Raw genomic sequence first — 13,926 nt, 5'->3', positions numbered from 1 at the left:
ACCTCGTCGGCAGCGTGACCGCAAAGGCTGTCGAGCCTTACACCGTCTCGATATAGGTACAGCGGGCAACCGGTATTCCCCTCCCGTGGTGGGGCTTCAGTCCCAGTCGGAGGGCCGAGTTGATCTATAACCCCACACTGAAGTTCCCCACTGACCTGCAGGTACCAGCGTCGTGCCGAGGCTTCAGAACCGGATCTGCTCGGTAACCTTGGCCAAAGCCGGAGGGCCGCACGTAGAGGTCAAGCCGGTAGCCGTCCACCAGCTGGCTTACCGCAACCGGCGAAAGTTCGGGCAGCCCCTCCTTGGCCACACGTCGGGCGTACGCTTTGAAAACGCCCTTCAGCCGCGCGGCGAGCTCCACGCCCTTCGGAACCGTCAGCTTGCAGATCGCGTTGTTCGAGCGCTTGGCGTTCATCCAGGACATCTCCAATAAGGCGACGTCCCCGGATCGCTCGTTCGCTACAGCCTGTTACAGGCATCACTATCCGTTACCGCATTGTGACCGACGACGCAACGACCAAGCGCACCGCGGCGTTCGAACACCACTTGTCCGTCGAAGACCATCAAGTCGCCTTCGATCTGCGGGATGTCGCGCGGGTCGGCCTCGAGCAGATCCCTGCCCAGCGGCCCACGGTGAAGTCGAGCGTCGAGCAGGCAGGTGACGACAACCACGCGAGCGTCATCAAAGCATGCTCGTAATCAAAATGGACAACACCACGCACGCCACATCTCGATGCTCCGAAGGAAGTAGCCATATCACGGTTACAATATCGCCCTCGACGGACAAGCCCGCCGACTCGACGGCGAGGTCGTCGTCTACAACGAAGTTGGACTGATCGACGTCAGGCTGCCGCACCAACGCCGCGTTCACCATCAAACCCACCGCAGCTGGAACGTCGACCGCTGACCGGCCCAAGCACGACCAATCGCCCTCACCCCAAACCGCTCGAGCCATGATGTAACGGGCCGCAAGACCCCTGCGACATGTATCACGTGGCAGCACCCGATCCGATAAACGCCTTCCTATGGAAGGTAGCCGCTCAGGCCGCGGCCCCGTTGATCAAGCGTCTCCGCGGGCAGGCCGCCAAACGCGGGTTCGGGAAAGGTGACATCTTCACCATTTCTGAACGCAACCTGGGCATTCACAAAGACGCGTACTGGCCAGTATCGCTCGTGGAGTTGCTACCTCCCGGACTCACACAACGCGACATCGACAGGTTCATCGAAACTCCGGAGATGACGGCATTCGCTCGACACCTGGTTTCCCTTCACATCGCCGGTGGACACGAACATGCCAAACAGCGTGTCTTCGCTTCCCTGACGGAATCCCTGACCGCTTTCGTGATGCCGGAGAAGCTCGAACGCGACAGAACGGGCATGAGCGAACTCCAGGAGCGAATGACCTTGTATGCCACACGGTTCTGCGAGCATCTCGACGAGAGCTGCCGTTCCGTAGCGAACCTCATAAAGGCGAAGACCGAATCAGCGGGAGACGTTCAGGAATGGGCGTACGACATCGTCGCAACCGAGGTCCTGAACTCGATCGACAGCGCGCTGGAGCACCTCTCCTACGACGTCCGGAGCAGAACCAGCCTCGCATGGCTGCCGCAGTACCGCGCCCTCTTCGCGAAACGGCACCGTAAGATCAACTCACCGGACATCACCACCCGGAGGACACTGGATTATCGCCGGATCTTCGTGGAGCCGAGCGTGCGGCAGATCGACCGCGGAGCCCGTTTCACTCCCGAGGATTTTCCCGACTTCGCGAAGCGGGTCGACCGCTCGGTACTGCTCGGTGATCCCGGCGCCGGGAAGTCGACAAGCTGCACCGTACTGGCTATCCAGGCGGCGAGCGCGGCCGCACTGACACCCTTCGTCGTGGTTCTCCGCCAGCTCGACAGCCCGGACTTCTACCTGGTCGACCTGCTTGCGGGACTGCTGCGCGAGCGCTACGAGGTGAACGCAAGCCGTCGGTCGATCGAGAAGCTCCTACACGAAGGGGACGTTCTGCTCGTCTTCGACGGGCTCGACGAGATCATCGACAACTCGCAGCGGCTCAGGTTCGCCGAGAAAATTGAATCAATTGGCCACACCTATCCCTTCGCGAAAATTCTGGTCACTTGTCGCAAAGTAGGTTACCTCACGGCAAAACTCAACGGCGACCAGTTCACTGTCTTCTCGATCCTACCCTTCTCCAAGGCGCAGGTAACGGAATACGTCTCAAAGTGGTTCGGAGCACAAGAGAATATAGTAGCCAAGCAAGTTACCCGATTCGTAGCCGACTTCATCGCCGACACGCGAGAGATGCAAGACCTCACGGAAAACCCTCTTCTTTTGTCGTTCATGTGCGTGTTGTACCGAGGCCTAAGGAGCATCCCTGAAGATCGGGCAGAATTGTACGAGGAATGCACTCAGCTGCTACTTGGCAGACGGGACAAGCATTTCGGAATCGTCAAGGATGTGCCGAGTGTCGCGACTATGAAGACCGCACTTTCGAGGATTGCCAGGTCGGAAACGAACAGCGGGTCCGTCGGGCTGACCGAGCGCCAGATCAAGGCCGACCTGGTGCCGTTCCTCGCCCGTCGGGTCTACTCGGGCCAAGACCAGGCGGCGGTGTTCATCGACGATTTCCTGTCGTGGTGCCGGGGCCGCGCCTGGATCTTCACGGACTTCGGCCCCGACCGGAACAACGAGGACCTCTTCACCTTCACACACGCCAGTTTCCGCGAGTACTTCGCCGCCCTCTACTTCGTCCGCACGAACCGGGATGCGGCCAAGGTAGTGGACCACCTGTACCCGCTGGTCGAGTCCGGCCGCTCAGAGATCTACGCGCAGGTCTGCTGTTCGCTGTTCGAAGACGCCTTGCTCTCCGGGGCTTCGGCGGTGGTCATCGGCTTGATCGATCTGCTGGAGCAGACCCACCCGGCCGCCTCGATCAACGGAATCACGGAGGAGTTGCGCTCGACGAGGCTCCGATGCCGGTCGGTGGGTTCGGTCTACCTGACCGGCATCGCCAACTGCGTCTCGCTCACCGCGGAGGCCTTGGACGACCTGGCCGGTCTCGCGATCGACGAGATCGCATTGGGCAACACCGCTGCGGCCGCCCGAGTGCTGGATCCGGCATTCAAACATCATGAAGCGATGCTCACTCTTCTCACGAACGATCTAGCTCGGGGCGACTACAGCCGGTTGAACGACGCCATTGTCCGGCGAGCACGGTTCGCCGTTCATGCTGGCTATCTGCTGGCGGCTGGCCAGCAGCATGTCACCGTCAAACGCCCTACGCTCGACAAGCTCGCGGCCTCGGTCGGATCGGCTATCCTTGCTGGCCATGGCGAGCTCGGCCTCCGGTACGCACTCCGGCTCGAATCCGGGGCAATCGACGGGGACGAGTTCGCGGCACTCGAACCGGCACAGCTCGCGAAGACGTTCTCGTTCTTCTTCGGGACTTACGCACTTCCAGCCGGCACCCTCGGACCGGGCTCGGTTGCCACCTGGATCCTGGACTGCTTCCAAATCGAACATCGGGCGGCGATGCCAGTTGCTCGCGTGGTCGCGCTGCTGAAGAAGCTCCATGCCGGCGTCGCCGGACGAGCTGAGTGTCTCCTGAATATGGAACTTCCGGAGCTTAAGGAGTCTGTGTTCTTGACCAGACGGCAGTTCCAGCGAGCGGCCATGTATTCTGTCGAATGCCGCTCCGCCATGCTGCTCGTCCTAATTGCACAGGCCGAGCTGAATGAGAGGTTGCAGCACCGCGCATTCCTTCGGGCAACCCTGGTCGACTGGGCTCATCAGCTGGGCTCGACTGCCGAAATCGGTGAACTGTTGCGGCGATGGTCCCGAGGTGAAGTGCACTTCTGGCTTGGCGGCTGAGCACGTGTAACGAAACCGCCGGTTGCGAGGATCGGTGACCCCACATTGTCAGGCGGCATGTATGTACTCATGGAGAACTCCGCCGAGGCGGTCCTGCCGACGTATCACGAGTCGTTCGAACCGATCGGATTCAAGAGCTTGGGGCCGTGCTCGAAGCGGCGCGGCGACGCCAAGCGATCGGTGGGTTCGGTGCAGGTTGTAGTGCCGCTCATACTCGCGGAGCGCATGACGGAGGTGAGCCTCGTTCCAGATCAACTTGCGGTCCAGCAGTTCGGCCCGCACCGTCTTCACCCAGCGTTCCATGATCGCGTTCATCCGGGGCATCCGGACGCCGGTCAGCACAGGAGTGATCTTGACGCCGCCGAGGATCTCGTCGATCAACGCGGGGTACTTGCTGTCACGGTCACGGACAAGGAATTTTATCCGCGTGACGTCTCCAGGACTCGCTAGGTCCATGAGCCGATTGCGAACAGGCTGCGTCACCCCGGCATGTGTGGGGTGCGCCGTAGTACCGAGAATGCGAATCCGCCTGCGAGCGTTGCGGGTGCCGAAGATTACGTCCAAGCATGTCAAGCGACATGTCTGTACTCATTGAGGACTCCGCCGAGTCTGTCCTGCCGGCGTATCACGAGGCGTTCGATCCGGTCGGGTTCAAGGGCCTGGGGCCGGGCTCGCAGGGGTGCCGCGGCAGCCAGCGACCGGTGGGTTCGATGCTGGTTGCAGTGCCGCTCGTACTCGCGAAGCGCATGCCGGAGGTGGGTCTCGTTCCAGATCAGCGTGCGGTCCAGCAATTCGGCTCGCAGCGTCTTCACCCAGCGTTCCATGATCGCGTTCATGCGAGGCATCCGGACACCGGTCAGCACAGTGGCGATCTTGGCACCGCTGAGGATCTCATCGATCAACGCGGGGTACTTGGCATCGCGATCGCGGATGAGGAACCTCACCTGCGCCACGTGCTCGGCATCCGCGAGGTCCATGAGCAGATTGCGGACAGCTTGCGTCGCCCAGGCATGGGTGGGGTGCGCGGTGGTACCGAGAATGCGGACCCGCCGGCCAGCGTGGTGGACGGCAGCGAGGATGTACTGCCGCCGCCCGGTAAGGGTGACGGTCTCGATGAAATCCATCGCCAGGATCGCCTCAGCCTGGGACCGCAGGAAGTCAGCCCATCTGACCGTCGCCCGTTGCGGGGCCGGATCGACACCGTCGGTCTTGAGGATCTCCCACACAGTGGAGGCTGCGACCTTGATACCAAGCAAGGCGAGTTCGCCGTGGATGCGCCGGTAGCCCCACGAGGGGTTCTCGGCCGCCAGACGGAGGACGAGGCGACGGACCGAGGTGAGAGTACGCGGACGCCCAGGCCCTCGGTTCACGCTCACGCGGGCGTGACGGTGTTTCACCAGGTCGCGATGCCACCGCAACACCGTGTCCGGGCTGACCAAGAGCCGGAGTCGGCGCAACACCCCGCTGGACAGTGGCACCAGCAACGCTGAAAGGAACATCCTGTCCTCAGGCCGAAGTCGCGGACGCTGGTCATCGAGCTGTCGTTGCAAGATGGTCAGTTGGTGGCGCAGGGCAAGGATCTCGACGTCCCTCTCGCGGTCGGTCATCGACAGTAGCCGCAGCACGGCGAACACGTGGACAACGGCGAAATAGATCAAGAGAACCAGCACAAGACGCGATCATGCCGGATCGCGAGCGGTCACCCACCGACGGCGCTTGACCTGCACGGACGCATTTGTCGGCACGCACAGCGCTCTGGACCAACGCGGGCCGGCCTCAATCGACCAGTTCCTCGGCCGGGCTGTCGACCTCGGCGGTGTCCGGCACCGGAAGCCCGGCTCAGCCTCGCCTCAGTGCTGCTCGGCGCGGTGGACGTGGTCGCGTACCCGCCGTGGCGACCGCCGCGACCGCTTCGATCAGGACGTCGGCGACCTGGTCGGCCATGAACAGCTCGCGGTAGTTCGCGGCCAGCTGGACACTCGCGAACGCGAAGCGGGCTCCGTCGGTGTCGGGCGTCACGCGCGTCGTGGCGCCGCCGGATGGCTTTCTCCAGCCGTCGCGCCTGCCCCTTGGTCGAGCTCCGCGCGTCCTCTTTCGACGCCGTCCGCATGCGGGCCACGAGGTCGCTGTCCGGCCCGTGGTACCGGCAGGCCGCGGCGATCGACTCGCCCCAGCGCTCGAAGCGAAGCCCCGAGCGGCTCGCGTTCGCGGCCATCATCTCGAGGTAGGCGGCCCGCAGTTCCAGCCAGCGGTCGTCGCACCGGGCGAGGTTGGTGTCAGCGCGGTCCATCGCGGTGATCACCTCCCGCCAGCTTTCCCGGTCCACCCAGGCGCCCACCCGGCCGGCGGCCTGGGCCGCGGGCGGCAGGTCCTTCGCCACGTACCGCGCGATGGCGGCGTCGAACACGGCAAGGGAGGCCGGGCCACAAAACGTTCGAGCTGAGTAGCGGCCGAAGAGCGGAAACGCGGTCATGACTCGTCTTTCCGGCCGCGACGGGCCACCAGCTCTCGACTACTGCAGCTTCACGTCGAAGAAGTTCTTTGATCGCTGCTTCCTGAAATCGGCGATCAGACCGGCCTTCTTGAGGTCACCGAAGACCGTGTCGAACGCCTTCCGGCAGTCCTCCTCGAACGAGACCTCGAACTCGGCCATTCCGCGGATCGTCAGGTGGCTGTACGGCTCCCCCAGCTCGCTCAGCACTGCGACGACATCCTCGGGCGACGCCGTCACCGCACTCAGCAGCTGCATCACCAGGTTCCCGTCGTGTGTCACTGCCGCCACTCGGCGGATCTGGTCCAACGGCAGCATCCGCTCGTTGTCGATGGCGTAGCGACCTGCCGCCGCCAGGGCATTGTTGTCGTTGCCGGGAACGTACTGGGCAAGGTTGCCGAAGATCTTGTCGCGGACCTTCCGGGGTATCGCCGACGTGCCGAGAAGGTTCGGCACGAACCCGTCGAGCAGATCCGGGGTCATGAACTCCGAGAAGCCCTTCGACTGCGCTATTGCTGATTTCACGGCATCCCAACCGGCACTGCGGAAGTGCGAAAAGGACTGGAGCGAGTCCTCAACCAAGCCGTGTTGGATCAACAGGGCCAACAGGTCGCCGCTCTCCGGCGCAAGATCCGTGACCGTCACCGGCTGCTCGTGGTCGAGTTCGGCAGCGAGGGCGACGCGCCTCCGCGCATCCGGAACGACGTCTGCCGCGTTGAGCATACTGACTGCAGCCTGTGCTCGAGCATCGGCATCCTCTTCGCCGGCATCGATACTTCCCGCCTGGAGGACGAGATCGGCGAGTGGTTGGTCGAATGACCCGCGGGAGTCCCGGTAGGCCAACACGTTCGCCACGGTCGAGGCGAAGAGTTTGTTAGCGGCAAGATCGCCCCAGCACGATGCGGGAACCGAGTCGAGGCGCACCAGCCGGCTCTCCGGCGAGGCCATGCTGATGAGTTCCCGGGTATCACCTTCATCCCATGCCTCGGCGTTCTCCTTGAGAACCTGAGCGAGAGCGGTATCGGTGAGGACCGCGTGGGGAGTATTGCCGGAGTCGCCCGCGACGGCCGCGAGGTAGTCGCTCGGCCTCTTCCGGCAGAGGTCGTACACGTCCGCGTTCTGCAGCACACGGTCAATGCTGATGTCGCCGGTGCCGCCGAGCGCATCCCGCAGGTTGTCCGCGGTCAGGCGGTACATCTGCTCTTCGACGATGCGTTCTCGGACTGCCTCGTCGAGCCCGGCCAGACGGGGCAGGATGATTCCCAGCCCTTTGATCATTGCGATGATCTTTCGAGTGTTCAAGGCCGGTTGCGGGGTCGTGAACGCCTGCATCGACAGATAGTTCTCGATGATGAAGTCCCGGACCGGCCGCCCCAGTTCGTATTCTCCATAGCTGTGGGTGTTCCGGAGAGCCACGTCGACGAGTGCCGGACGGACATCGCTGGGGATGTCCTCGTCTCCGACGAGGAACGTGAAGACGTCGGGCCAAGGTTCCTGGCTCAGCGTTGCCACGAAACGCAGCCGCTCTGCGCCGGCGTTGAGGTATGCCCGGACGAACTCCTGCGCCTCATCGCCGAAGTTCTCAACCACGGTGCCGGCAATATGCTCCGCGCGCGGGTCATCATGTGAGAGGAGGTAGTTGAGGACATCGATGTTGTAGGCACTGACCGTCCGAGAGAAGTCGGCTGGGGCTTCGTTGAGGAGGTTCTCGACGTCCCCGACCTGCTTGAACTCGTGGTCGATGTCCATCGAGTTGGTCTGCACAGTCTGCACCAGGAAGGTGGCAACGCCGACTCCGACGAAGTCGCCGTAGAACTGGGCCGCGTAGAGCGCGAAGTTCCTGTCCAGGTACCCGCGCTTGACGAGATCCTTCGCCATCCGGGACTTCACCGCCGTCTCTACGATAGCGGCAAAGGTCTCCCCACCGTCGTCAGCAGGAAGCCGGAAGCGCGTTGCCGCAGCGAGGTCCTTGAAATCTGCGCCGCGCAAGATCACAATGTCCGCGTCCAGGCGAGCGATCTCCTTATCGGCAGAGCCCTCGTCGAACTCGCTCCATCGCGCGGCGTCCGCTAACTCCGGGAAGATCTCATCGATCCGACCGCGTACCAAGCTTCCTACAACGCCCTGCTGACCGCCTTTCGAGGCAGTCGCGGCCATGAACTTAACCTCACTCACCTGGGCCGCGCCGATCCAGAACGACGAGGACTGGATCTCTTCTTGCGAGTACCAATCACCGTCCAGAGAGAACTGAACGCATTGATAACCGCCAAACCCTGAAATTTCCTTGAAGGTGAGTCCGATCGCCGCGAGGCGGACACCCAGCTTTTTGGCCAGCGTCTCCTTGGTATCGAACTTCACCAATCCATCCACAATGTCACGCTTACGCTGTTCACAAGCCTCGATGGCCGTGCGCACAAGCCTTCGATGCTGGGCGTACAGGGTGTCGAGATCGCTCTTGCGGCGCGCGATGTCCTCGAAGTCCTTGAGGTGGAAGTTCTTATATGCCACGAGTGCGAACAAGTTGGTGGGGTTCAGTCCGGGGGCGGTCTTGCCGGCGACGAACAACCGTTCGGCGAACACCGCGTATTCGTTGCAAATGTTCTTCAGCAGCCGCATGTCCGTTGCGTGCTGAGCGACGAGCGCGATGAGCGCGCGATCGATCCCGATGAACCCCTTGGCTTTGAGCAAGTCGTCCAGGAGCTCGCGAGCGTTCCGGTGCGAGATGAAAGGGACGATCGGGATGACGACGTCGAAGAACTTCGTGCGATTGGCACGCACCGTCTCGTCGACAGCTGCGTCGCGAGACGGCTGGTCAGTCTCGGAACCAAGTCGCTCGAACAGACTGTCCTTGACAGCGTAGACGAACTGGAGCGGCTTGCCCTTGGCAACACGCTTCGGCGTGTGGTTCAGGAGGGTGTTGAGCTCGCGGACCGCTTCGAAGATCTGCGGGACGTCGAAGCGGTCCAGATCCTCGAAGATGACGACGTCGGTCGGCCGCCGGTCGAAGAAGTAGACGATCTCCTCGAGGTACTCATCGAAGTAGGTCGCTGAGTCCTTCGTGAGCTTCACCGTCGCCCCCGCCGCCGATATGTCGGAGATCAGGAAGCGGCCGTAGATGAACAGCCTCAGGGTCGCGAACACCGCGGTGGCCAAAGCCGCGAACCCGAGCCATGACAGCACCCGCACGATCCACGGGTAGCCGGCTCCCGTCCAAGCCACGGGTGGCAGCAGCCCGACGAACGCGAGGATCGCGCCGACGACCACGATCGCCGCAGCCGCCTCAAGCACGGCCCGCTTGCGAGACAACACGACGATCCGGTTGAACCGCGAGAAGCGGGATGCACTGGGTATCGCCCGGTAAAGCAGTTGCTTGACCAGCTCCTTCTGGATACGGTTGGTGAGGCCTTTGCCGTCGGTGTCCGGGCCGAGAGTGGAGATCGCGATGCGCATCGTCGTGGTCTCGTTCTGCGACACGAACTCGTCCAGCACACTCGACTTGCCTGTGCCGTACCGGCCGGTGAGCGCGATGTTGAGGTTCTTCGGCTCGTTCACCGCGTCCTGCAGGTGCCGCAGGTACGTCCCGTGCTGCTCGACGACGTACCCCGAGGACAACGACATCAGCGTGGGCGAAGGCGGAATGGGGGCGGGTCTAGCCGCCCCCCCACCCGCTTGGACGCCGTCGGCTGGTTGCTGGTCGTCAGGCTCGGTCATCGAAGATCCTCAACTACTCGATCGCGCGCCCAACGTACGGCCCGCCACTCATGCACCGAGTGTGAACGGAAGCCCGCCTACCGTCGACGGCGACACGCCGATGGTCACGCTCCGCGACAAGACCGACCGGAGCCAAGCCGAGCGTCTGTAACTTCGGCGACTCAAGAGCCGATCCGCGCACCCACTGCTGCGAGGACAGCCGGCACGGGCTGGAAGAACGCCACACTACCGGAACGCCAGTCACCGGAGCCGCCCGAGGTCAGCCCGATCGCGCTGCCGTCCTGCGTGAACAACGGTCCGCCGCTGTCACCGGCCTCCGCGCACACCCTTGTCTGGATGAGTCCGGTGACCCTGCCTTCCCGATAGTTCACCGTGGCGTTGAGCGCGGTGACGCAGCCGCTGTGCAGGCCGCTCGTGCTGCCCATCCGGGAGACCTGCTGGTTCATTCGCGCGGCCGCCGTACGGGCGATCTTCACAGTCCGGCCGCCCCCGACGTTCACCACGCTGGGCGCGGCGGTGGCCGCGTCGGCGTAGGCGAGCAGAGAGAAAGTCGCCGTTGCCGAGGAAGGTCGCCCGCTGGACGGCGTTCTCCGCTCGGGTTCCCGATGCCGAACCACGAGGTCATTTCCCCAGGGCAGACTGCAGGGCCCGTGTCAAGGTCACCTCGGGGTTCTCTACGTCCGCCGGCAGCGGCGGCGAGCACAAACTCCCGACCCGCAGTTGTTCACGTCGTTCATCCCTCTCGGCCTCTACCAGGGCGTCACCGAGAACATCACGCTGTCGCGGACGCCGCACCACTACCTGAACGTGCTGTCCCTGCACGTCGCCGACCACCTGGTCCGGCTTCCGCGGCCGCAGGGCTGCGCTGGCCAAAGCGCTGGGCCGCTGACTGGTCAGGACGCCGCATGGTTCCGGCGGCCCGTACGCCGGTGATCTCGCGTCCCGCGCTCGACCACGGTCAAGCCGACCGGGATCGTCGAACTCCACCGCAGTCGATACAGCCTTCGCGCGGGCCGGTGACCTGTCGAGGGCCGACCTGGGTGCCGGGCTGCCGTGAGCTGCCGACCAGGTCGACGTCGAGCCACGTCGCCGGCGGCCTCGAACCGGAGAGCCAAGCTGCCAGTTCAACCAGCGCGGCGTGGACGGTGAGCCCGTTGAGGTAGACCACGGACGGGTTGGCCGAGCCGGTTCCGTAGCCGTGCCGCCGATCGAGGGCCTGCTGGTCGGCGGACTTCGCCCAGCGCGCGACCTCGGCCGGATCCAACTCGTCCAGGCAAGACAGGCAAGGACCGTCCGGCAGGACGAACACGACACGGCCACCGAGAGCCGCGGGCTCGGCGGTGTGGTCGGCCCCGGTGGCGATGTCGAGGTAGGGCACCCGCGAGTCGACCGCGATCTGGTTGGGGCGGTGCCGGGGACCGTCGTGGTCGACGCATCCGATGATTAGGTCGACGTCATGCAGTTCCGGATGCGGTTCAGCAACGGTGATCCCGGGCCGCTGCCCGACGTTGATGAGCGGCTCGATCGCGCGCATCCGGCGACGAGCTGCTTCGGGCTGATACCGACCTGTCAGCGCCGTCGCCGCCAGCTGCTCAACCACGGCGACCGCTGATAGCGGAGTCCGCCACTGCACATACTTGGCCAGCAGCGTTACACGATTCACTCATTGAAACTAGGGAACCCGGGCTGTAGCCGCCGATCTTCAAACAAACTAACTAGGGGTAGTCGAGCTAAAGTTTTTTTAAACTCATCCCCACCGTTTGGGCTAATCAACGAGGGCGGCTGATTCGATGTAGATGCACTCAGAGCAACACCCAAGCTGGCTGTCCCGAGTGTCACAACCAACCAGCATGCTTGCCAGATCGACAACCCGCCAGACACACCCGCCATCACCTGGGCGCCAGCTGAGGAGGCCATCAACGTCGCGCACACGAACGTTCGCGACGGCCGAATCCTCACAAAGATGAGTATCGCACGTCAGCGCGCCCGACATCGTTCCAGGACCGCCCTGCCGGTGCATGCCAGCCCCAAAGGTGAAGACCCGGCTCTGCAAGTCAGGAGGTCGCGGCGCACACCTGGTGCGCCCCGGTGATGTTGGAGGCCGGTTGAGTTGGTTCTAGACCGCTGCGCCGGCGGCAGTGGCCGTGGCGTGGAACGTGTCCTCGTACTCAGCCGGAGGAACGTTCCCGCGAAAAGAATGTAGCCGTTCGGTGTTGTACCAGGCAACCCATTCCATGGTGGCCAGTGTCACGTCCGTTGTGTTCTCCCAGTCTCCTCGGTAGTCGATGAGCTCCTTCTTGTAGAGACTGTTGAGTGATTCGGCTGCAGCATTGTCGTAGGAATCTCCTTTGCTGCCCACCGAACGTGCCGCGCCGATCTGATCAAGCCGCTCGGCGTAGCGAATGGACGTATATTGAACGCCTCTATCGGAATGATGAACAAGACCGTCAATGCCACCTCCGGTGTCGCCTCCGCGTGCCCAGATCGCCATCTCCAGAGCATCGAGCGCGAGGTCGGCGCCCAGGTGGTCAGCGACCTGCCAGCCGACGATCCGGCGGGAGTACAGGTCCTGGACGAACGCAGTGTAGGCCCAGCCCGCCGTGGTGGCGACGTAGGTGATGTCGGCGACCCACCGCTGGTCCGGCGCGTCCGCGGTGAAGTCGCGTTCCAGCAAGTCACCTGGCCTGTCCGCACCCGGGATGGTGGTCCGTGGCCGCCGACGGGCCGCGGTCACCCCGCTGATGCCCAGCTCGCGCATCAGCCGCTCGACCGTGCACCGCGCCACCTCGACACCGTCCCGACTGAGCTGGCCCCAGACCTTCCGTGCCCCGTACAGGCCACGCCACACCCGCAGAATCTCCTTCTTCAACCATTCGTCCCGGACCGCGGGAGCCGACGGGGTCGACTCCCGTTTCTTCGCCGCCCAATACGTCGACGGCGGCACCTCCAGCACAGCACAGATCGGCTCGACACCGAACTGATCCCGGTGGGTATCGATGAACTCGACTAGCGCGGCGGTTTCGGGTCGAGTTCCCGGGCGAAAAACGCCGACGCGGCCTTCAGGATCTCGTTCGCCCGCCGCAGTTCACGATTCTCCCGCTCCAGCTCGGCGATCCGCTGGATATCACTTGTCGACGTGCCGGCTCGTTTCCCGCCGTCAACCTCGGCCTGGCGCACCCACGTCCGCAACGCCTCCCGATGCACACCAAGCTGGTCCGCCACCCGAGCGATCACACCCGTCCGCTCGCCCTGCTCACGTAGCTCAAAGACCATCCGGACCGCACGTTCCCGCAGCTCAGACGAGTACTTCCTCGGTGGTGCCATAGCTCCTCACCCTTCCAGGTATCAGAGCCTCCAACCAACCCGGGGCGATCCACACCTTGCGAAGTTCCACCGCCGGGAAGACTGCCTTTACCACACGCTGCTTAGCCGACCGGGCGAAACCAGCTGATGAGACCAGAATCCCGTGACTCCCGCCGATGTCCCGACAACGGCGTGCAGTACGGCCAGCTCGGCGCCACCAACATGCACGCGCATTTCGGGGCGGCCCGCCCATCTGGCGATCCCCCGGCGACGGCAACCGGGAGCAACGACGCCAAGCCCGCCCCTCCGGAGCAGAACAGCAGCCCGCGACCTGCGGGAGTACACGTTTCGACTGGTCGAGCTATGTGCCGCACTTCCCTGACACGGAAGAGGTCACTGGTTCAATCCCAGTATCGCGCACGAGATCGCCGGGAGAGCCCTGTTCGCGGAACACGCGAACAGGGCTCTCTCGTTGTGTCCTGTGGGGGCCGAGCCCCCACACGACACAACCATCCCCCACGCCCCCCCACCCCCCCACATGTCACCCG

Annotated in this window: 11 protein-coding genes and 1 tRNA gene; 4 read left to right on the top strand and 8 right to left on the bottom strand. The window is 63.7% G+C overall.

Annotated features, from left to right (window positions below; translation table 11 throughout):
- Positions 1-124: 124 nt before the first annotated feature.
- Positions 125-415: a hypothetical protein gene (locus tag AB0M83_RS36695; protein ID WP_364524363.1), complete on the bottom strand. Its 291-nt coding sequence runs from the start codon at positions 413-415 to the stop codon at positions 125-127.
- Between the two features lie 83 nt (positions 416-498).
- Here AB0M83_RS36695 and AB0M83_RS36690 point away from each other — a divergent pair, with 83 nt between their 5' ends.
- A complete protein-coding gene (locus AB0M83_RS36690; RefSeq protein WP_364524361.1) occupies positions 499-699 on the top strand; it encodes a hypothetical protein in 201 nt (66 codons plus the stop codon).
- Between the two features lie 294 nt (positions 700-993).
- Positions 994-3,873 (top strand): NACHT domain-containing protein, encoded by a 2,880-nt coding sequence (locus tag AB0M83_RS36685; RefSeq protein WP_364524359.1) that lies wholly within the window; start codon positions 994-996, stop codon positions 3,871-3,873.
- A 48-nt stretch (positions 3,874-3,921) separates the two neighbouring features.
- Here AB0M83_RS36685 and AB0M83_RS36680 read toward each other — a convergent pair whose 3' ends face one another.
- From AB0M83_RS36680 to AB0M83_RS36670, 3 genes are all read right to left on the bottom strand, one after another.
- Complete coding sequence (locus AB0M83_RS36680) at positions 3,922-4,254, bottom strand: integrase core domain-containing protein (protein WP_364524357.1); 333 nt, start codon at positions 4,252-4,254, stop codon at positions 3,922-3,924.
- A 188-nt stretch (positions 4,255-4,442) separates the two neighbouring features.
- On the bottom strand, positions 4,443-5,531 hold the full coding sequence (locus AB0M83_RS36675; RefSeq protein ID WP_364524355.1) for an integrase core domain-containing protein: 1,089 nt from the start codon (positions 5,529-5,531) through the stop codon (positions 4,443-4,445).
- Between the two features lie 181 nt (positions 5,532-5,712).
- Positions 5,713-5,892, bottom strand: coding sequence for a hypothetical protein (locus tag AB0M83_RS36670; protein WP_364524353.1), 180 nt, complete (start codon positions 5,890-5,892; stop codon positions 5,713-5,715).
- Positions 5,893-5,912: 20 nt separating this feature from the next.
- Between AB0M83_RS36670 and AB0M83_RS36665 the strand changes: the two genes are divergently transcribed.
- Positions 5,913-6,101, top strand: coding sequence for a hypothetical protein (locus AB0M83_RS36665; RefSeq protein ID WP_364524352.1), 189 nt, complete (start codon positions 5,913-5,915; stop codon positions 6,099-6,101).
- A 284-nt stretch (positions 6,102-6,385) separates the two neighbouring features.
- On the opposite strand, the gene AB0M83_RS36660 is transcribed toward AB0M83_RS36665, so the two are convergent.
- The 4 genes from AB0M83_RS36660 to AB0M83_RS36645 form a co-directional block, all read right to left on the bottom strand.
- A complete protein-coding gene (locus AB0M83_RS36660; RefSeq protein WP_364524350.1) occupies positions 6,386-10,075 on the bottom strand; it encodes a hypothetical protein in 3,690 nt (1,229 codons plus the stop codon).
- A 161-nt stretch (positions 10,076-10,236) separates the two neighbouring features.
- Positions 10,237-10,551: a S1 family peptidase gene (locus tag AB0M83_RS36655; RefSeq protein ID WP_364524348.1), complete on the bottom strand. Its 315-nt coding sequence runs from the start codon at positions 10,549-10,551 to the stop codon at positions 10,237-10,239.
- Positions 10,552-11,033: 482 nt separating this feature from the next.
- Complete coding sequence (locus tag AB0M83_RS36650; RefSeq protein WP_364524346.1) at positions 11,034-11,738, bottom strand: hypothetical protein; 705 nt, start codon at positions 11,736-11,738, stop codon at positions 11,034-11,036.
- A 453-nt stretch (positions 11,739-12,191) separates the two neighbouring features.
- A protein-coding gene (locus AB0M83_RS36645; RefSeq protein ID WP_364524344.1) for an IS3 family transposase occupies positions 12,192-13,399 on the bottom strand; the annotation gives its coding sequence in 2 pieces (ribosomal slippage) (positions 12,192-13,117 and positions 13,117-13,399; 1,209 coding nt in all).
- Between the two features lie 304 nt (positions 13,400-13,703).
- Between AB0M83_RS36645 and AB0M83_RS36640 the strand changes: the two genes are divergently transcribed.
- Positions 13,704-13,798, top strand: a tRNA-Val gene (locus AB0M83_RS36640).
- Positions 13,799-13,926 lie beyond the last annotated feature (128 nt).

The sequence above is a fragment of the Amycolatopsis sp. NPDC051106 genome, from assembly GCF_040682775.1.
In the GTDB taxonomy this organism is placed as follows: domain Bacteria; phylum Actinomycetota; class Actinomycetes; order Mycobacteriales; family Pseudonocardiaceae; genus Amycolatopsis.
The sequence above is the reverse complement of the archived record's forward strand: the minus strand, read 5'-3'. Positions and strand labels throughout refer to the sequence as shown.